Source organism: Burkholderia glumae LMG 2196 = ATCC 33617, assembly GCF_000960995.1.
GTDB classification, from domain to species: domain Bacteria; phylum Pseudomonadota; class Gammaproteobacteria; order Burkholderiales; family Burkholderiaceae; genus Burkholderia; species Burkholderia glumae.
This window is the reverse complement of record NZ_CP009434.1, coordinates 117592-137826: the sequence shown is the minus strand read 5'-3', so window position 1 is coordinate 137826 and position 20235 is coordinate 117592. Positions and strand designations below refer to the sequence as shown.

At 60.8% G+C, this 20235-nt stretch carries 17 protein-coding genes and 1 pseudogene; 12 read left to right on the top strand and 6 right to left on the bottom strand.

Annotation, left to right across the window (positions count from 1 at the left end; all coding sequences use genetic code 11):
- Positions 1–707: 707 nt before the first annotated feature.
- Both KS03_RS31955 and KS03_RS02045 read left to right on the top strand, forming a co-directional pair.
- Positions 708–848, top strand: coding sequence for a hypothetical protein (locus tag KS03_RS31955; protein WP_153478468.1), 141 nt, complete (start codon positions 708–710; stop codon positions 846–848).
- A gap of 156 nt (positions 849–1004) precedes the next feature.
- Positions 1005–2123 (top strand): iron-containing redox enzyme family protein, encoded by a 1119-nt coding sequence (locus KS03_RS02045; RefSeq protein WP_012733075.1) that lies wholly within the window; start codon positions 1005–1007, stop codon positions 2121–2123.
- Positions 2124–2168: 45 nt separating this feature from the next.
- Here the strand turns inward: KS03_RS02045 and KS03_RS02040 are convergent, their stop codons facing one another.
- Together KS03_RS02040 and KS03_RS02035 are read right to left on the bottom strand one after the other, a co-directional pair.
- Positions 2169–2759 (bottom strand): TetR/AcrR family transcriptional regulator, encoded by a 591-nt coding sequence (locus KS03_RS02040; protein WP_012733076.1) that lies wholly within the window; start codon positions 2757–2759, stop codon positions 2169–2171.
- A 425-nt stretch (positions 2760–3184) separates the two neighbouring features.
- On the bottom strand, positions 3185–3676 hold the full coding sequence (locus KS03_RS02035) for a low affinity iron permease family protein (protein ID WP_012733077.1): 492 nt from the start codon (positions 3674–3676) through the stop codon (positions 3185–3187).
- A 169-nt stretch (positions 3677–3845) separates the two neighbouring features.
- On the opposite strand from KS03_RS02035, the gene KS03_RS02030 reads away from it, so the two are divergent.
- The gene (locus KS03_RS02030; RefSeq protein ID WP_017424503.1) at positions 3846–4253 is read left to right on the top strand and encodes a hypothetical protein; all 408 of its coding nucleotides are present in this window, start codon (positions 3846–3848) and stop codon (positions 4251–4253) included.
- A gap of 103 nt (positions 4254–4356) precedes the next feature.
- On the opposite strand, the gene KS03_RS02025 is transcribed toward KS03_RS02030, so the two are convergent.
- Positions 4357–4776, bottom strand: coding sequence for a phosphate-starvation-inducible protein PsiE (locus tag KS03_RS02025; protein WP_012733078.1), 420 nt, complete (start codon positions 4774–4776; stop codon positions 4357–4359).
- 203 nt (positions 4777–4979) lie between these two features.
- Positions 4980–5660, bottom strand: a complete 681-nt coding sequence (locus KS03_RS02020) for a YfdX family protein (protein WP_012733079.1) — start codon at positions 5658–5660, stop codon at positions 4980–4982.
- 771 nt (positions 5661–6431) lie between these two features.
- Here KS03_RS02020 and KS03_RS02015 point away from each other — a divergent pair.
- Positions 6432–8075, top strand: a complete 1644-nt coding sequence (locus KS03_RS02015; protein WP_045678719.1) for a methyl-accepting chemotaxis protein — start codon at positions 6432–6434, stop codon at positions 8073–8075.
- Between the two features lie 530 nt (positions 8076–8605).
- Here the strand turns inward: KS03_RS02015 and KS03_RS33480 are convergent.
- Positions 8606–8911, bottom strand: a complete 306-nt coding sequence (locus tag KS03_RS33480; protein ID WP_017924709.1) for a transposase — start codon at positions 8909–8911, stop codon at positions 8606–8608.
- Positions 8892–9148 (bottom strand): annotated as a pseudogene (tssK, locus tag KS03_RS33140) (type VI secretion system baseplate subunit TssK); the annotation flags it as partial. The gene KS03_RS33480 and the pseudogene tssK, both read right to left, overlap by 20 nt.
- 550 nt (positions 9149–9698) lie before the next feature.
- On the opposite strand from tssK, the gene tssB reads away from it, so the two are divergent.
- The 8 genes from tssB (at position 9699) to KS03_RS29340 (ending at position 20232) form a co-directional block, all read left to right on the top strand.
- Positions 9699–10211, top strand: a complete 513-nt coding sequence (gene tssB / locus KS03_RS02005; protein ID WP_012733886.1) for a type VI secretion system contractile sheath small subunit — start codon at positions 9699–9701, stop codon at positions 10209–10211.
- Between the two features lie 42 nt (positions 10212–10253).
- Complete coding sequence (tssC, locus tag KS03_RS02000) at positions 10254–11786, top strand: type VI secretion system contractile sheath large subunit (protein WP_012733885.1); 1533 nt, start codon at positions 10254–10256, stop codon at positions 11784–11786.
- A 97-nt stretch (positions 11787–11883) separates the two neighbouring features.
- Positions 11884–14235 carry a type VI secretion system Vgr family protein gene (locus tag KS03_RS01995; RefSeq protein ID WP_012733083.1) on the top strand — a complete coding sequence of 784 codons (2352 nt, stop codon included), beginning with the start codon at positions 11884–11886 and terminating at the stop codon, positions 14233–14235.
- The gene (locus KS03_RS01990) at positions 14232–15215 is read left to right on the top strand and encodes a DUF4123 domain-containing protein (RefSeq protein ID WP_017432667.1); all 984 of its coding nucleotides are present in this window, start codon (positions 14232–14234) and stop codon (positions 15213–15215) included. Before KS03_RS01995 ends, KS03_RS01990 begins: the two co-directional genes overlap by 4 nt.
- A 2-nt stretch (positions 15216–15217) precedes the next feature.
- The gene (locus KS03_RS01985) at positions 15218–16015 is read left to right on the top strand and encodes a DUF3304 domain-containing protein (protein WP_012733085.1); all 798 of its coding nucleotides are present in this window, start codon (positions 15218–15220) and stop codon (positions 16013–16015) included.
- Positions 16008–18263 (top strand): DUF2235 domain-containing protein, encoded by a 2256-nt coding sequence (locus KS03_RS01980; RefSeq protein WP_012733086.1) that lies wholly within the window; start codon positions 16008–16010, stop codon positions 18261–18263. Before KS03_RS01985 ends, KS03_RS01980 begins: the two co-directional genes overlap by 8 nt.
- Before the next feature lie 52 nt (positions 18264–18315).
- Positions 18316–19887 (top strand): choice-of-anchor tandem repeat GloVer-containing protein, encoded by a 1572-nt coding sequence (locus KS03_RS29345; RefSeq protein WP_012733087.1) that lies wholly within the window; start codon positions 18316–18318, stop codon positions 19885–19887.
- An 87-nt stretch (positions 19888–19974) separates the two neighbouring features.
- A complete protein-coding gene (locus KS03_RS29340) occupies positions 19975–20232 on the top strand; it encodes a PAAR domain-containing protein (protein ID WP_012733088.1) in 258 nt (85 codons plus the stop codon).
- Positions 20233–20235 lie beyond the last annotated feature (3 nt).

Below are 20235 nucleotides of genomic sequence, written 5' to 3'. Positions count from 1 at the left end.
CGGCCGGGGCGCTCGCGCGCCATGTGCCGCAGCGGGCGTCATCCGGCTCGCGGCGCGGCCGGGCAGGGGGTAGGGCGCACAGGCGCGGGTGAGGTGGGACGATCGGGGATCGCGCGTGACGCGATTCTAACGGATACGCGCGGCGGCGACGGATCGGACCCACCGCGCGACGGCGGTATGTGGCGTCGTGCGCACGAGCGGCGGGCGGCGCCCGACCGTCCCGGCCGAAAATCGTTGCCCGGCCGTCGTTGTCCGTCGTGCCCGATGCAATCGGTGTCGGCCAATTGTTGCATTGGGAAAAATCTCGGAGTATTCTCTGCGCGATACCGACCTGTCTCGTCTTGTCGATATCAAAATGCGGTGCACGAGGCGGTGCCGCGCTTGATCCGGACGTGGAAAAGACGGGGCAAAAAGATACCGATAGTCTATTGATACCAGTGGTCTATCGCGTAGCACATTCGAATTCGACATTCCGAAGGCGGGACGGATATTCCGAAAAAAATCATATCCGGTCGAATAACGAGGACCTGAGAGGCTGTCGAGCAAGGGCGCGGATTCCAATATGCAAGGTATTGGAATCCGCCTGACGGCTACCGTTCCCCGATCCGCGAAACCCCCACTCCATAAGGCTTTCCAGCCATTTTCCCGGTGTTGTTCCATGCTTGCGAACGGCTCGCCCGTGCTCGCGAGCGCGTCGCGAAATGCCAATGCTGCGTTTGCACATGATCGATGCCCGCATTCCGATGAATGGCTTTGCCTGCTTCGATCATGGCCTGAGGAAGGCGGAGTCCGGCAAGCCGAAAGGCGTGCCGGCACGCCGCAGCGAATTGCATTCGATCGGGTATTGATATGACACATGCCGATCACGACAATACGACCGCGATGCCCCTCACGTATCGCCATTTCGATTATGTAGAATGCCGGCAAGTGTGTTGACGGATTCGGCGATGGGCGCCGCCGGACGCACTTCACAACAAAATAGTCAGGACAACATGCGACACGAAATGGCAGCGGTGGCAAACGAGACTCCGTTTCGCGGGGCCGATCGCGATTCGGTCAATGAAATTCAGGTCGACGAAGCGCTCGCCTCGGTGCTGACGCTGCCGCTCGATTCCGCGGTGGCGGCGCTGTGCGCGGAGCCGGAACTCGACGCGTGGTTCGAAGCGGCACCGGGCCGGAGCGAGGCATTCCTCGCGAAGCTGCGCGAGACGGTGGCGCGCGCGTTCGGCGCACGCGAGGCGGCGGCGCTGGCCGAGGTCCACGCGGCGCTGTTCACGCTGTACGACCTGCACGTCGCGGACGGTACCGATGCGCGTGCGCTCAATCAGTTCAATCCGCTTCTCACGCAGGCGCGCCGCGTGATCGAACGCGCCTGGCTCGCCAGCGAGCGCGAGCGGGTGTCGGTCCAGACCGGCGTGACCGACAGCGCGGCGGTGGTGAGCGCGTTGAAGGGGATCTGGTCCGGGCATCGCGCCGCATCGCATCCGCTGTTCGATTTCCTCGAGAAGGACGCCACGCGCGAGCAGATCGTCACGTTCTTCCGCAGCGACAGCGCGCTGAACATCCGCTTCTTCGACCTGCTGCTGTATTCGCTGATCGGCTCGCGCGTCGAGGTGCGCAAGGAGCTGATGCAGAACCTGTGGGACGAAGCGGGCCGCGGCAACCCGAGCCTGAGCCACGTCAGCCTGTTCCGCCGCCTGCTCGACGTGGTGGGCGTGGGCCAGGCACCCGACAGCCATGCAAGCCAGCTCGAGGTGGACGGCCATGCCGGCTACAACCTGTTCATGCTGACGAGCCTGAACCGCGCGCACTATTTCATGCTGCTCGGCGTGATGGCGATGACGGAGTTGCTCGACCCGTCGCAGTACGAAAAGCTCGTGCGCGGCTGCAAGCGCGTGGGTTTCGGCGCGAACGGCGAGCTCGCCTACTACGAGGAGCACGTGACGATCGACATCGTGCACGCGCAAGGGTGGCTGGACGACGTGATCGTGCCGGTGGTGCAGCAGACGCCGTCGGTGGGCGACGACATCCTGTTCGGTGCCGCGCTGCGCATGGCGACCTGCGAGGCCTATTACGACGCGCTCTACGCGAAGCTGACCGCGCTGCCGGCCGGCCGCGCGTAAGCCGCTTGGACATGCCGTCAGCCGCGCGGCTGAAGGTGTCGGGCTTCAGGCCGCGGCGGCCTCGCGCTCGGCCGGCGCGCGGCGATAGGCGGCGAGCAGGCGCTGGGCCGCTTCCCAGGCTTCGCCGGCCGCATGGTCGCGGTCGCCGCTGGTGGCCGCGATGATCGCACCGTCTAGAATCATCACGAGCTGGCGCGCCACCGGCTCGACCAGCGCCGGCGAGACCAGATCGCGCAGCAGGTTCTGCACGAACCTGCGCAGCCCCTGTTTCTGCGATACCGAGATGCGCACGATCTCGCCCGCGTCCGCATGGAACTCGGATAGCGCGCCCACGAACATGCAGCCGGAAAAGTCGCTCGACATGAACCAGCGGTGATGCCATTCGAACAGTTCATGCAACTGCTCGTCGGGCGTGGACCGCGTGGCGATCGCGTCGGCCATCGACTGCAGCGCCTGACTGGCGCGCTGTGACAGCACTTCGGAGATCAGGTCGTTCTTGGTCGCGAAGTGACGGAACAGCGTCATCTTGGCAACGCCGGACTCCTTGATGATTCGATCGATGCCGACCGCGTGATAGCCGTTCTCGGCGAACAGGCGTGTGGCGGTATCGACGATATTCTGTTTTTTGGTACTCATGCGTCGGACTTCCTTTGTCCACCCAGGCCGGCGGACACTCCCCTAATCGGGGACCGCGTTTTTATGGGCACACCCTCCGGCGGACGGGGTATCCGGCGGACGGTATGTCGGGATTCGGATTCAGATGCACAGATTACCTTGAACCGGGCGGTTTTCGCTGAGCGAATCGTGATCGCCGCAACGTCCGATGCCGTGCGGGGGCGTAGCTTTCATTGATATGGCGACGACTCGGGACGAGGGTGCCCCGGTTTGGGGCGGCATAGCTGCGCGGCGGTACGAAAGTCGGCGCGGCGTCAACCGGTGAGGCCGCGCCGGCTCCGGCGCGATCCCGTCGCGGTGGCGCCGGTAAGGGCAAAGCTCGGAGGCGCGGATCGGCAAGCCGGCCACTTCGCCGCCATCCGGCATGTTTGCACGCGAGGGCCCGTTCAAGGGCGCCGACCGCCGTGGTCATCCGTGCTGTTCTGCTCCTCCCTCACGCGCGTTCCGTCCCCTTCACGCTGCGCCGTGTCGACGAACGGCGAATCGGTGTCCGACCCGCCGTTTCGCAGCCCGCGCCGTGCGCATTCGGCAAGCGCTTCGTAATGTTTCCGGAAGCGTTCGAGTTCCTTTTCGTCGAGTTCCTCCAGGTCGAGCAGCGCGTTATGCGCGCCGTTGACGGCGCGGATCAGCTCGTCGAGCTTGATTTGCATGGCCGCGGTATCGCGGTTCTGCGTGTTCTGGATCAGGAACACCATCAGGAACGTGACGATGGTGGTGGACGTGTTGATCACGAGCTGCCACGTGTCGCTGAAGTGGAACAGCGGGCCGGAGACGGCCCAGACGATCACGAGCCCGCCGGCGAGGATGAAGGTGGCCGGGCGGCCGGTCGCCGTCGACAGCATGCTGGAGAACCGCGAAAACCACTGGCCGTGCTTCATGGTGGGCGCCGCCTGTCGTGCCGGGATGCCCTGATGATGGCACAAACCCGCCGCGCTGACGGATCGCACGTCGTTCTGCTTGACAAACGCGCGGCGCCATTCGAATAATTTTCCATGGAATTTAAATTATTCGACAAGCCAATTACAGAAGGATTTTTTCAAAACAATAATGAAAGTATTCATTGGCGCCTTGTGCGTGGCGACGCTGATTTTCGCCTTTCCGGCTCGGCCGCGGGCGGAGCCCGTGTTCGTCTGCGGTTACGATGTCTCCAGAAATCTGGATTCCGGAAAATCGAATATCGTCATATCGGTCGATGGGAATGGTTCGGTGGCGGTTGCCTGCGATCCGAACGGCACCGACTATCGGGAAACCTTCCGTCTGGTAGAAGACACGCCGACCGATATCGTCTTTTCGACTCAAAACTCAGCATCGAGCGCCGACCAGGCCGTGACTTCGGTCTTCGGGCTGGATCTGCGTACCGGCCGGCTGTACCACTGCTTGAATCGCTTCAGGATGCCGGGCAATCCGGTATGGGTGGCCGACTGCCTGAGGGAGGGCTCCCGGCAGGCAATCTAGGCCGACTGGCCGGAACTCATGGACTGAGCGGAACCCGCAGCCCCGGCGGCGGCCTGCGCCGCGCCGACGCGCTCCGTGCGGCAGCTCGCTGCTGTCGTCCCGGCTAACCCATGTCCTCGGGTTTGGGCTCGGTGGATTGTCCGGGAAATTTGTACTGTCCGTAACGAATCACCAGCACCCCGGTCGCCATCAAGACGACCGCGAAAGCGGAGGCCAGCAAATGCGCCTCGGAATTCGTCGCGGCCCGAAGAATGATGTCACGCGCAATGGAGCCAATCGCGATATACAGCGGGAAGCGCACCGGCAACTGGCCGGATTTCAGATATTGGCTGACCATGGCGAAGACTTCCAGAAACAGGAACATCAGCAGCAGGTCGGTGAGCGTCACCTGCTCGGTCCGGATCACGCTCCATACCAGATTCCCCAATGCGATCGCGGTGCCGAGCCCGATCACGATCAAGCCGAGCAGCTCGCATATTTCCATCAGCCATTTCAGATGCGATCCAAGTTTCTCTCGCAACATGTCGCTCCATCCAATACGACTTTATTTTCGTGAGACGGTATTGATTCGGATATCGAAGTGATAGCGGTCGACGGATCCGGCCGAAGCGATCAGCAGGTCGGGAGCCGGGCAGGCCGGGCCTGAGCGGACCGGCCCAAACCCGTACTTGTCCGGAGATCGGCAAGGCGGCCGAACGCCCGGCCCCCTTCGACGGCGGATGGCTGTCAACCACGGCCCGCGTTCTGCGGTATCGCATTGATGTCGAGATGATCGAACCGCACGCTGTTCTGTATCTGGCGCAGCACCTGTCCGGCTTCGTAGTATTTGCCCGCATCCAGCAGCGCCGAAGCTTGATCGATCCTCGCCCCCGTCTTGGCCAGCGGAACCACGTCGACGGTGTAATCGACGTTGACATCGGCGAGCTTGAGCGCGCGGATCGCCGCCGAGCGGTCACCGTTCTTCAAGGCCGCATTCGCGTGATCGACGGCTTTGGCCTTGGCCGGTTGGCTGGCGAAGTCGTCCAGGATCGACACCTCGCCGGCGACCGGAAGCCATGCTGATCGGGTATCACTGGACGCGCTCGGGTGTTTTCCGGCTGCATCGGTCAGCGATGATGCCGCACGGAGAAATGCCGAATCATCGGTGGCAGCGGCTTTCATCGCGACTTTGGCCTGACTCAGCAAACGCGCCGCATCCTCCGGATCGCCATTGAAGAGCGCCGAACGTGCCGCTCCCACATCGTTCATGGCATGGCTTCCCGCGTCGGACAGCTTGGTGAAGTCCTGCTTCATGACGGTCTGCCCGACGGTTGACGCGAACGCGTAATGGACCGGCCAGGCACCGACCGCCACGGTAATTGCCGCCATCAAGCAAGCTGCTGCCTTCCTTTTGGTCTGGATTCGCATTTCAACTCTCCTTTCAAGAACATCGATTGGGATGACGACACCGGGATCGGCCTTCACACGAAACATCTATTCGGTGCTGCCAAGATAGGTTGGGAGAATTAACCGATGCTTAAAACAGCACGGTGCCGCTTTCGCCCGTGAGCGGTGCATGATCGCCGAGGCGTTCGGCACGCCCGGCAAGACGCCGGTCCGCGCCTTCGGTGCAACAGCCGCGGTAAGGCTCGAAGGGCGAACTGCGGTCGTACCAGGTGCCGGGCGTGTTGGGGCGAGCCTCGGCCGGAACATCGAAGCGAACGACATTGCCGGGCGGTTTGCGGTGAGAGTGACCGGCACATCGAGGGCGGCGGTATGCCCGACATGACGGATACCCGGCGATTCGTCATCATCCAGAGGATGGCGTCGAGGTTCGCTGTCCGGTCGGCCGAAAAAATCGGCCAGGGCAAGCGGAGCACCGTTCGTCTGGCAGCGGCGCTGCGGGGAGACGGGTCGGGCGCGACACCGATGCTGTCGTCCTCATGTCGTGCTGGCCATCGACCCTGTCGACGTCGTTGCCGGCGCAACTCGATTCAGCGCGTCGATCGCCGCGGACGGTGGTGCGTTCCGGCAGCGTGATAGCCGATAGGGCTACGAAAGAGTTTATTCAGAACAGACCATGTATATATTTCAATTTAGTTTGAAATATATACATATAAAAAATTACTAAATTTTCCAATTTTCAGGACGTAATAAAGGGGGACTCGTTGGCTCCCCTCACCAGACTGAAGACGAAAAATGGAAAAAATGAAAGTTTCGACTCGCCTCGCCCTGGGCTTCGGGCTTGTGTTGTTTCTGCTCCTGCTGATTTCGGCAGCTGCATATCGCGCCGAGCGTACGCTTGCGGTGAGCCTGTACAAAATCACTTCCGTGAACAACGTGGAGGCAAGACTGGCAAACCGCATGAAATCCACCGTGCGAGACCGCTCCATTGCGGTTCGCAACGTGGCGCTGTCGACCGATCCGGCCGAGCGCGACCAGCAGATCGCGCGTATCGACAAGCAGGACCAGGCTTACGCCGATGCGTACACGAAGCTGGCCGCGATTTTTGCGCGGGAGCCGTCCACCACCGATCGCGAGCGGGATCTGCTCGCCAAGCTGAAGGATGACGAGGCGGTCACGAAGCCCCTATGGGCCAAGGCGGTCGACCTGGGCAGGGCCAACGATAATGCCGGCATGATCCGGGTCTTGACGGGCGAGGCCCGTCGGCCATCCCGCGCCTGGATCGCGCGACTCGATGAGCTGGCCGATTTCGAGGATGAGCTGAACGAACAGGCGGCCCAGGCAGCCCAGGCGAGCTCGGAGCGCATGCAGGCGGCGACATGGACGTTCGTCGCGCTGGCATTGGCCGTCGGCTCGCTCGCCGCCTTTTTCATCACGCGCGGCATCCTGAGGCAATTGGGCGGCGAGCCGGCCGCGGCGCAGGAGGTGGCGCGCCGCATCGCGGCCGGCGATCTGACCGTGAGCCTGCAGATCGAGGAGGGCGATACGCACAGCCTGATGGCATCGCTCGAGTCGATGCGGGGGCGACTGGGTGAAATGGTGGCGGACATCAAGGCATCGGCCGAATCGATCGCGGTTGCCGCTGGCGAAATCGCGCAAGGCAACGTCGACCTCTCGCAGCGCACCGAGGAGCAGGCGGCCTCGCTGGAGGAAACCGCGGCGAGCATGGAGCAGTTGACCTCGGCGGTCCGGCAGAACACCGACAACGCCCGCAAGGGCAGCTCGCTGGCCGCGAATGCGTCGGCCACGGCCACCGCCGGCGGTGATGTCGTGAACAGGGTGGTGTCGACGATGGAGGACATTTCCTCGAGTTCGCTGCGCGTGGCCGAGATCATCGCGGTGATCGAAGGCATCGCGTTCCAGACCAATATCCTGGCGCTCAACGCGGCGGTGGAGGCGGCGCGAGCCGGCGAGCAGGGGCGGGGCTTCGCGGTGGTGGCGGGCGAGGTGCGCACGCTGGCGCAGCGCAGCGCGACGGCGGCCAAGGAGATCAAGGACCTGATCAGCGCGTCGGTGGAGCATGTGGGCACGGGCTCGCGACTGGTGCGGGAGGCGGGCTCGACGATGACCGACGTGGTGCGCTCGGTGCAGCAGGTGACCGACATCATCGAGGAAGTGGCCTCGGCATCGACGGAGCAGGGCACGGGGATCGAGCAGGTGAACGTGGCGGTCAGTCAAATGGACGAGGTCACGCAGCAAAACGCGGCGCTGGTGGAGCAGGCCTCGGCCTCGGCGCAAGCGCTGGCCGATCAGGCAGGGGTGCTGCGCCAGGCGGTTGCGGTGTTTCGGATCGAGGCCGCCAAGCCGAGCCGGCAGGCGCCGGCCGCCCCGGCACCGAGCGCGATGCCGCGATTGAGCCGCGGCGGGCTGGCAGCGTAACGGTGCCGGCCGACACTTCGGCCACCTCCTAGCGCGTGCGCAATGGCGCTACGTGCTGCCGAACGTCCGGCGGTTCGAGCGGGCGATCGGCACGGCGCGGGGGACCGGACGAATGCCCCGCGCCCGGCGCATCCTGAGCCGGCGCGCGATGGTGTCAGCAACACGCGACGACGCAGGGCGATGGAGTCCACGCCAGCCATGTCCTTCGAAGTGCCCCAAACCGAATTCAGAGTGGCTTCGTATCACCGTCGAGCCATTCTGATCAGCCGCCGTTTCTCAACGCGCAGTGTGGGCCGCCAGTCGTTGCGGCGCGAAGCACGCGTGCGCATGGCGGCATAGCGTTAACCGCGCACGTGGCTTCGTGCCGTCTCAGGTTGCGGTAGCGCGGGGCATCGAGCGTCGAGGCCGGATCCTTGCCCCGATCGGCTCATGCCCGGGCGTGCGCCGCAACAAGCTGCGTGGCCGGTCCGACTTCCGCGTGGGGGCTCGGTCGGTAGAGGGGCCGAGCCCGAAGCCCTTACAGGCTTGTTCTAGCGAATGCCCATCGCATAGTCCAGCCCTAGCTCACTGACGGCTTCGCGAAGCGCGGTGTCGTTTCCATAGCCGGCATCGGCCAGCACGATGCCGGCGGGCGCGCCGCTTCGCCGTGCGCTGCGCCACTGCCTGTCGCAATCTCCGCTTTGGTTGCAAACTCGGTTACCGCAGTATTGCCGGACCACGCCGGCCGGATGCTTGCCCTTCGTGGGCAAGCCCCTGTCGTCAATGATCGAGTACAGCCCGTCGGCCGGGTCCAGGTGCGGGCGCGTCCCGCGCCGTGCGCGCCGGCGGAACCTCATCGGCCATCGTCGTGTCGACCGGCGTCCCGTCCGGGAAGCGCAGCTTGAGCCGCGTGAGCTTGAGGCGCCCGTTGCCAGGGCCGCCTCGTCGACCTCGATGCCTAGGGTGTCCCATGGTTCGGCGTGCGCCGCGGCCGCGACCTGTTGCATCGCGAATCCCGCCCATCGGTCCTGTTGCTGAAAGTGCTGCTGCGTGAGGACCAAGCCCTCATGCCAGAGCGGTTTGTCGATCCGCATAGCTGTGGTGTGCGACTTCTCGTTGATTATCTAGGTCCGGTGATCCTATATGCATCGCTCACCATGCGAACGATTTCTTGAGATTTTTGAATATCAAGATTAAATGCTGTTGCTTGATGCTTGTCGGGTAAGCGTTTGTGAAATTTATGAGATTTCAGAAAATACCCGATATCTGAAAATCAGCCGAATACCGAGATCATGGAATGTAGCAAGGCCTTGATATGTAAGGTGTTTCGTGTGAATGGAGCAGTCTATTACATCACCGAATGATCGCCGTGCAATAGAAAAATTACTAAATTTATCTATTTGATGATTCTTGAAGCTGTACCGTCTATTTTTCGCTCGAAGGGCCTTTGACGTTGCGTCAGTAAACCTGTTTAATACGCCGTGTCATAAAAAACGCACGAATAGAGGCCGCGCTATGGGGTGCTGTCAGTGTTCCTTGGTGAATCGCGTGTACGCGTTCACGCGCATGCGCACGACGGAGCTCACCGCATCGCAACGGGCAAGTTCTGCGGGTGTCGTGAACCTGAAATAGATGAGGAATCCTATGGACAGCTTCCAGCGAGAAATTCCGAAAAGCCGCGTCTCGATTACGTTGGATCTGCATACGGGCGGAGCCCGGAAGAAGGTCGAGCTGCCGCTCAAGCTGCTCGTCGCCGGCGACTTCAGCGCGGGTCGGGAACAGGCGCCGCTGGCCGAACGCAAGAAGATCAATATCGACAAGAATAATTTCGATGCCGTGCTTGCCGACTATGCCCCCGACCTGAAGATCTCCGCCGAGAACACGCTCGCGGGCGATGGTTCGGCGTTGCCGGTGAACCTCTCGTTCCGGTCGATGAAAGACTTCGAGCCGGAGCAGGTGGCCCGGCAGATTCCGGAACTGCAGGCGATGCTGGCAATGCGCAATCTGCTGCGGGATCTGAAAAGCAACCTGCTCGACAACGGCACCTTCAGGCGCGAGTTCGAGAAGATCCTGAAGGATAAGCATCTGTCTGACAAGCTGCGCAGCGAGCTCGCGCAGGTCGCCACCGCAGCCACCCAACCGGAAGGTCAGGCCTGAACGTGGTCCCAGGTATCCATACGAACGCAGACAGGACAAGCAATGAAGCAGAATGAATCCCGTCAGGGTGTGAACGAAACCGTCGTGCTGGAAAACGACAGCGTGTATGCCTCGCTCTGCAGCAAGATCAACCTCACGCCGGTCGCCGAGGCGCGTCCGCTCGAGGCCTTCCGCGACAACGACATGCTCTCCGAAGCGTCAGCCGACGAGCGTATCGCGCGCGGCATGAGCGCCTTCCTGGATCTGATCGCGCAGTCGAGCCAGCCGGTCGAGCGCCTCGACAAATCGCTGCTGGACTTCCATATCGGCCAGCTCGACCGCCAGATCAGCCGCCAGCTCGACGCCGTGATGCACACGCCGGCGTTCCAGGCGCTCGAGGGGCGCTGGCGCGGTCTCAAGATGCTCGTCGCGCGCACGGACTTTCGCAAGAACGCGAAGATCGAGGTGCTCGACGTGTCGAAGGAGGCGCTGCAGCGCGACTTCGAGGACACGCCGGAACTGATCCAGAGCGGCCTGTATCGCCTCACCTACATCGAGGAGTACGACACGCCGGGAGGCCAGCCGATCAGCGCGATGATCAGCGACTTCGAGTTCACGAACTCGCCGATGGACGTGGCGCTGCTGCGTAACATCTCGAAGGTGGCGGCGGCGGCCCACATGCCGTTCATCGGCTCGGTGGGCGCAGCGTTCTTCGGCAAGCAGTCGATGGAAGAGGTGGCGGCCATTCAGGACATCGGCAACTACTTCGACCGCGCCGAGTACATCAAATGGAAGAGCTTCCGTGAAACCGATGACGCCCGTTATGTCGGCCTGACGATGCCGCGCGTGCTCGGCCGCCTGCCGTATGGCAAGGACACCACGCCGGTGCGTGCCTTCAATTACGAGGAGGCGGTGAAGGGCCCGGACCACGACCGGTACCTGTGGGTCAACGCGTCGTTCGCGTTCGCGGCCAATATGGTGCGCAGCTTCGTGAACAACGGCTGGTGCGTGCAGATTCGCGGCCCGCAGGCGGGCGGCAAGGTGGAGGACCTGCCGGTGCATCTGTATGACCTGGGCACCGGCGTGCAGCCGAAGATCCCGACCGAGGTGCTGATCCCCGAGACACGCGAGTTCGAGTTCGCGAATCTCGGCTTCATCCCGCTGTCGTTCTACAAGAACCACGACTTCGCGTGCTTCTTCTCGGCCAGCTCGACGCAGAAGCCGGCGTTGTACGAGACCAAGGAGGCGACGGCCAACAGCCGCATCAACGCGCGCCTGCCTTACATCTTCCTGCTGTCGCGCATCGCGCATTACCTGAAGCTGATCCAGCGCGAGAACATCGGCACGACCAAGGACCGGCGTCTGCTCGAGCTCGAGCTGAACAACTGGATCAAGGGGCTCGTGACCGAGATGAAGGATCCGGACGACGAACTGCAGGCCTCGCATCCGCTGCGCGACGCGAAGGTCACGGTCGAGGACATCGATGACAACCCGGGCTTCTTCCGCATCAAGCTCTTCATCATTCCGCACTTCCAGGTGGAGGGGATGGACATCGGCCTGTCGCTGGTTTCGCAGATGCCCAAGGCCAAGAGTTAAGCCGCGCTGATCCGCCCAGTTCAGTGCATCAGCCGCCGGGGCCATGAAGGCTCCGGCGGTGCGGTTCGTATTTGTGCCTGCTCAACGGAGTTTCCGCATGTCGTCGATCCTGCCTACCCAGGCCTACGAGTTGAAGCTCGCACCGCATCCGGCGCCGTTCTCGGTGCTCGAGTTCAGCGGCCGGGACGCCGTGAGCGAGCTGTATCACTACGACATCGAGTTCACCAGCCCGGCAGCGGGCATCCCGATGGAGCAGGTGGTCGGCCGGCCCGCGAGATTCACCATCGCTCCGATTGACCCGAACATGGGCTACCTGCGCAAGATGTTCGGTGAGAACGCGGAGCAGTTCAGCAAGATGCCGCCCGCGCACACCATCCACGGCATCATCACGGAATTCGATGAATTCGCCACGACGGCCGACCAGACGCACTACCGGGTGCGGCTCGAGCCGGTGCTCGCCGACCTGCACCGGGGCGTGACGAGCCGGCTGTTCCAGAAGCAGTCGATCGAGGAAATCGTGACCGACACGCTGCGCCATTACGGCTACCGCGTCGGCGTCGACTTCGTGTTCCAACTGCGCCACCAGTACAAGCGGCACGAATACGTGACGCAGTACCACGAGACCACGTTTGCCTTCATCCAGCGCCTCTGTGCGCAGGAGGGCATCTGGTTCCGCTGGGAGCAGAAGAAGGATCACGCGGTGATCGTGTTCGGCGACGATCTCGATGCCTATGCACGCAAACAGCGCACGGTGCCTTACCTGCGAGACGCCGGACTCGAGAGCTCAGGCGCGGACACGATCAAGACGCTAGAAAAGCGGACCCGGCGCGTACCCGAAGCCGTGCGGTTGCACGACTACAACCATCGCGAGGCGGGCGTATCGCTGCTCGTCGAGGAAAACGCCGCGCGTGCCGACAAGTCGACGAACGGTGTCGACTACCGCTGGGGCGAGCATTACGAAACGCCGGAGGAGGGCAGGCAGATCGCCCGCCGGCGCCATGAGGCGTATCTGGCGAACCAGATCACCTTCAAGGGCACCGGCAATCCGTTCTGGCTGGAGGCGGGCGAAGTCATGCGTGTCGAGCCGGTCCAGGCCGACGCGAAGCACGGGATCTTCATCACCGCGGTGGAATCGAGCGGCGGCCGTAGCCAATCGTACTGGGTGAGCTTCGAGGGGATTCCGTCCGATCGCGCGTATCGAACGCCGATCGCCTCGATCAAGCGACCGGCCATTGACGGCATCCTGCCGGCCCGCATTACATCGCCGGGCAACTACAAATACGCGTACCTGACCGAGCAGGGCTGGTATGTGATCAAGCTGCCGTTCGATCTCGACGAGTGGAGTCCGGGCGGTACGAGCCGGCCGGTGCGGTTTGCCAAGCCGTACAGTGGGGACAGCTACGGGCACCACTTCCCGCTGATCGACGGGGCGGAAGTCGCCATCGTCTTTACCGATGGCAATCCGGACCGGCCCGTGATCATCGGGGCCATGCACGACAGCCTGCATCCGGATCTCGTCAATAACCTCAATCACACCCGCAACATCGTTCGCACCGCCGCACAGAACGAGCTGCGGATGGAGGATAAGGAAAACGTCGAGCACATCCACCTGACGACGCCGTTCCAGACCAGTGAGCTCAATCTCGGGCACATGGTCGATGGGGACCGCAAGGAACGCGGACAGGGGGCTGAATTGCGTACCGACGGGCATCTGACGGCACGCGGGCCGCGGGGTATGCTGCTGACCACCGAAGCTCAGACCGGTGCATCGGGACATCAGCTCGACATGAAAGGAGCCCAGGAGCAGTTGCAGCGGGCGATCGAACGTATGGAGTCCCTGACCCAGGCGGTCCAGGCGGCGGAAGCCACGGTAGCCGAACTGCAGAAGCAGAAAGCGCTCTATACGGAAGCGCTTGATGGCCTGAAGCGGGCAGCCATTCTCGTGAGCGCTCCATCGGGCATCGGACTCACGTCAGGTGAGCATCTGCAGGTCAACGCTGACCAGAACCTCATCGCCACTGCGGGCGGAAACTTCGATGTCGGGACCATGCGGAATTTTACTGTGGCGGCTGGTCGCCAGGTAGCGCTTTTCGCGCAGGCGCAAGGTATGAGACTCATTGCCGCAAAGCAGGACGTGATCATGCAAGCCCGCACTGGCGCCATGGCGCTGTCTGCATCGAAGGACCTGCATTTCAACAGCGTTGACGGATCGATCGTCGCAGCGTCCCGCGGTGCATTGACGCTGACCAGTCGTGGAGCCTACATCAAGATTGACGGAGGCAACATCGAACTGGGCTGCCCCGGCGACATCACGCTCAAGTGTGGGAACTTTCACTGGACCGGACCGGGCAATCTGTCCGTTCCCCTACCGGCAATGCCGATCGGGCCGTGCAAGGAATGCCTGCTGGACGCTCACCGCGGTGTCGAAGCGATGACGGAGGTCGCATGATGTCTGAGCCCACGAGCCCGACTTCGGCCCAGGAAGTGGAGTCTGCCTGGGAAAACTGGCGCGAGCGTCTGCTGGCGCAGTTCGAAATTCATTCGGACGAGGAGCAGCATGCAAAGCTCTACCTCCTCATTGATTCTCGCGCCAACCCTGGCGTCGACAAGCTCCTGTCCCAGGTGCCGGGTCTCGCCTGGGTATCCCTGTGGCAGGAATCCGTGCTCGAGTCCTACACGGACATCGCGCCGTATCTGATTCAGATTGATCGGATTGCATTCAGCGACCCACGCGACCTACAGAGTCGGTTGGTCCGGCGCCTCTGGAAAGAGGGACTCGAAGGGCACATGCTGACGTGGATCTGCTCACCATTGACACTGGATTCCTTGAGTCAGCACTTCCGGCATTACTGCAGATACGCAATCCCAGACAAGCGCGCGTTCTTTCTGCATTTCTATGACAATCGCATCCTTGAACGCCTGCGCGCAATCTGGGCCGAGGAAGAGGCGCGTGCATTTCTCTCGCCGTGCGTAGAGCTTAGGTATCGCGATCGAGACATGAACCACGTTGTCTGGCGCAACGATGCTGCTGTCGGGGTTGCCGCTCTCCCTGAAGAGCAATGTCTGACAGTTGAACAACATACGAACCTGCTCCAGCTCGGTCGGGCCGATAAGCTGGCGATGCAGTTGCGAGAAATGTATGGCGCGATCCTCGACAGCGTATCGGACACGACACTGTTTCACCGTGTGTCTGAACAGCTTGGACGAGCCGCACGATACCGCATTGCCAACGACGAGGATCTCTTGAACTATGTTTCCAAGGGACTTGTAATTTCGCCGTGGTTTGACGAACACCCGTTCATCCAGGAGCGGCTAACACGCGCGATGCAAGGCGAGATTACTTACCGCGATGCCTTGACCGGCATCGATCGTGAGGTACTGCGCCAGGCTTCCCGCATGCACGAACAGCCCAATTCACAAGCGAGCTAAACATGATGAGCGTGATCAAACGGATAATTCTCCTGTTCGTGGCGTTGTCACTGGCGGGCTGCGACGCATTTTCCTCGGAACCGGTCTATAGCGGGATCAGTGTGGAAGGGATGAATTACACCCCGTTCAATCTCACCAAATTCGTGATTCGGGACAAATATGGCAACACTGCCAGCGGTGGAGGGGATCTCATGCCCGGTGCTGGTGAGGGCAGTTTGAGCTGCTGCTACAAGCTGAAAGGAACGGACTTCACGGTCGACTGGGAAATTTACGATGCTGATGAAGCGATTAAGAACATTTACGCGCCTATCAAGAAAATTCACAAGACAACGCAGGTGCATTTCCCCAAGACGAAGATCTCTGGCGGTGCCGGGGAGGTGGTGCTGGCTGTGCACTTCTACCCGGATTATCACATTGAGTTTGAATTCCGGGATGACCTTAGTGGTAGCCGAATTGATTATTCGGCGGTCGATTACTGGTTCCAAACAAAATATGGGAAAGCGGCGAATCCTGACGGGCTTGATGAGGCTTCTGCGTTTCGGCGAACCGCACGCGTCGCGGCGCAAGGCTGGCTGAAATACCGGCTGACTGACTCGGCAGATCTGGAGCAATACGTGTACTACACGCTGCTCGTCAACCCGAAGTTTGACGAGCATCCAGCCGTGCAACGCATCCTTCAGGAAACAAAAGGTAAACCCGGTGCATTCGGCGTTGCGATTCAGAAACTGCCCGATACCGTCGTTCAGGAAATCAAGAGCAACCATTTTGAGCATGTACTGACAGGAGCCGACCATGGCTGACACGACTCAACTCGATCCCGCCGACCGGACATCAATAGACGTGCAGACTGCAATCGGTGAAAAGCGGAGAGCATATCCGACCGACGCTTGTATTCCGTGCGGTGCCGTGATCCATATCGGGTTCTTCTTCGACGGATTTGGCCGGCACCGCGATCACGATGATCCTGCGACGTCTCGATACTCGAATATCTGCCGCCTGTGGGAGGCGCATCGAGATAACAAAGATAGGCGGCGAGAGAAAACACCAAACCAGTTCTGGTATCGCTTCTACTATTCCGGCCTTGGCACTGATCTGAACAAGGAAGCTCGGGAAGGACTGGTGACTTCGGCCGTCATGAAGGCGGGCAAGGAGGCCGCCACGGCCGCGGAGAAGAAAGCGGTCGATATTGGAAAGAAGGTGGCTGGCGTCGACCGTCTGGCGGTCAAGCCGCAAAGCGCTCTTAGTGACGGCGTGAAGAAAGGACTCGAGGACTTTTCCTACCGCCCGGTCGTCAAATCCTTCAACGATCTGGTCGGAAAAATGACGTCCGTGCCGAAAAACGTCGGGCGCGTCTTGACGCTGGCGCACGATGATCGCTGGGTGCGACGGGCACGGGCCGCGGCGCGCGCAATTCTGTACGACGCCAAGAAAAATCCGATGAAGGTTGGATGGGACACTGCAAAAGAGGTGTTCATTGGCGTCGCGCTGGATTTCATTCCGTGGTGCAGGGACAACCGTGCGGTGGCGCGGCTGCTCGGAACCGGCGTCGAGGTTCGCGTCGCCGCCGCGAAGACACAGTTCGAAAAAGCCATCGAAGACACGAAATTGAAGATGCCGAAGATCCAGCGTATTCAGGTCTCGATCTTCGGAGCGGACCGCGGCGCAGTGCTTGCGCGGGCTCTGGCAAACGAACTGACGGAAAAATACAAGCATCCGAGCGCGGATAAGCTCGCGTATGTCGATCCGAAGGACCCAAACCAGAGAGTCGTACCGATCGAGATCAAGTTTCTCGGGTTACTCGACGCCGTGTCGTCGCTGATGGAAGAGAACAAGGTCTTGAGCATGGTGCCAGCTCTCAACATGATCAAGCAGAACTACGGCGACCAAAAGCTTGCCGTGCCTGAGTCGGTGGAGCGGTGTGTGCATTTTGCAGCCGCTCATGAACTACGCTTCTACCAGCGCCTCGATAGCCTCGAGAAAACCCGAGGCCTTCAGTATCTCTATCCCGGAACCAGCGAAGACATTACTGGTGGAGCGCCAGCGGGTACGCTGGGCGCTCGCGCCGAACTGCAACGCGTGGTTCTGCGCGATATGCTGCATGAGGCAATCACGCATGGCATTGTGCTTGATTTGATGGAAGATATGTTCAAGTACAAGCCTGATACCTTTGCCAAATTCACACTCGCCCACCCGCTCTCCGACGGTAAAACAACGTACAAAATCGGAGAACTGATCGAAGCATACCAAGAGATCGTTCCCAAAGTCGCTCGACTGAATTTCCTCGAGCACATGCAGGTGTTCCTGCGCTGGATGGCGGTGAGATATCAGTCTCCCGCATTCCGTTCAACCGTGACGAGCCGCTTCGATACGCTGGATGCACAGCATCGCGCACTGTTGAAGGAAAACCAGGACGCCGAGTCCGCTTACATCGCGCTCAGAAATCAGAACCCTCCAGCGGACAGTGCGACGCTCGCCAAGGCACTGGCACGTTGGCAAGACTCGATCTTGCCGGAGATGGTTTCCGGCCGCGACGCGGGGATCGAAAAGCGTCGCCCCTCAGAAGGTATTTGGGAGCGCATCCAGCGGGAATCTCAGGACATGATGTCTCGCGAGTCCCAACAGGCTGGATTGCGGAGGTCTGTCAAAATAATGCAGGATATGGCCCAGAGCGGTGACTTGCCCTGGGATGCGGACCCGGACTTTAGTGTCGGCGTGATCCAGGCAATGATGATGTCGCCCGAGCAGGAGGCCCTTGCGCAGGCATGGAAGATGGGCCTGAACGGGTCCAATCCGCTTCCTCCCAAGGTCATGGCGTTGTTCGATCTGCTGGTTCACGACACGATGCTGACGAGCTGGCACGACCATTTGTTGTCGTCGACTCTCTACTTCCAGACACGCGCAACGGATACCTTCGGCGTAAGCGACTACGCCAAGGAGGAAAAGCAGCGCAAACGCGACGAAAAGGCTGCGGAGCGTATCAGGCAGGTTAGCGATGCCATGACGCCGCCCCCCCCGGATATCGGGTCGTCTTTGAGCGCGTCTCAATAGCACACCGTTATCGAAAGCTCAGTGGCGGCAGCAGTTCAACGTGGGGAGCAATATGGCAGGCATCATTCGAATCGGTGATAGACGCACTGCGGGCGGCGTTGTACCGGTGCACTCAGCAGCGCGCTCTTTCATGACGCACGCAATTGCGTGTCTTTATCATCCCGTCACCGAACCGGAGCATGGGGACAGTCGAATCGCACCCGCCATGTCCGGCCCATTCGGCGATGGTATCGAGATCGCACAACACAACGATCTGTGTAAATGCACATGCGACCTGATTTCCTCGTTGCCGGACAGCGAACGCCGTTGGTCAGGCATTCATCGCGTTTGGGACGACCACACGTTTCAGATCCGTCGTTCCACCGATGCCTCGCTGTCCGAACGACAGAAAATGAGTGGCTACCGCCGTGTTTGCATGGTCATTGCCGCTCTCGTCGTTACAGTCAGTGGCAGCGCGATGCTGACTGCCTGCAAAAGCACTCTGCCGCCTGGAGAATCTGTCTTGATGAATATCGACAGTTCGTACGGACGGGCAGACCGGTTGGATACTTCTGCGCTTGCCATTGATGGACGGTTGACGGAAGCTGATGATGGCCGCTTGTATTGGACATCACCGAAGGCGGGAACTGACCGTTTCGGCGCCATCTTTCGCATGACGAAAGATGGGCATGTGTCGCTTGTCTATTCGTTTAATCAGCCGGACGTCGACGCTGCTGAGCCAATTAACGGTGTGTTTCAGGCCTCGGACGGAAATTTCTATGGAACAACTCACACCGATAAGAACCACACAAAGACTGGAACACTGTTTCGCCTTACTCCGGGAGGGAAAGTTACCATTCTGCACACGTTTGGAGTAAAGCAATCCGAACCGCAATTGCCCAATAGCCTTCTTGTGGAAGATCATGGCGGAACCCTTTATGGCACAACGATACGCGGTGGTCCCTCCGACAGCGGCGCGGTCTATCGCATCACCCGATCAGGCGAGTTCTCGGTGCTGCATTTCTTCGAGCCAGATAAGCGGAATGGTGCCGAACCGGGAGGCGATCTTACACTCGGATTTGACGGGAATCTATACGGTACAACAAGGGCCGGGGGCAAAGAGAATCGGGGAACGCTGTATCGGTTAAGCCGATCCGGGGAATTCACGGTACTGCATTCCTTCGCCGTGTTCGACGATGACGGCCAGAACCCTGGAACCGGCGTTGTACAAGGGAAGGACGGCAGTCTGTATGGAACGACTGCCGTCGGTGGACAAAATGGTAGTGGGACAATTTTCCGGTTTTCGCCTAGCGGAAAATACACGATTGTGTATTCATTTCCACCGGCGAGTTCGATAGGCGTAGGCCCTTCATCGATTGTAGTCGGAAGTGACGGCTACCTTTATGGAACAACGTGCTCCGGCGGGACCAACAAGATTGGTTACGATTCGGCGGGCCAATTCTACCGCGTGAGCCCGCATGGCGAGATGACGTCGCTGTACTCCTTCGGAGCCACGTCAGTCGACGGCACCTGTCCGAGCAAAGAACGCCTCGTGGTCGGAAAGGATGGCTACTTTTACGGCGTCACGTTCGCAGGAGGCTCACACGACCTGGGTACGGTTTATCGAATGGTGGTTCCAAAGTGATCTTCAACACTGCGTGCAAAACATCGATTGCGGGGATGCGGTGTATGCAGGCTTGCTGCTTCAGCGACGTTTATAGGGGAGATTAATATGCCAGGCATTATTCGCGTTGGCGACAGCCACACAGGTGGCGGAAAGGTAGAATCCGGTTCCCCACACCGGAATTTCATGGGCAAGGCCCTTGCTCGGCTTCACGATCCCGTTACCTGCCCGAAGCACGGTGACAACCGGATCGGTACCGCCACGTCCGGCGCATTCGACGATGGTTTGGAAGTCGCACAGCACGATGATTCGTGCGAATGCGGGTGCCGGCTGATTTCCTCACTTCCGAACAGCGGACGCCGCTGAACG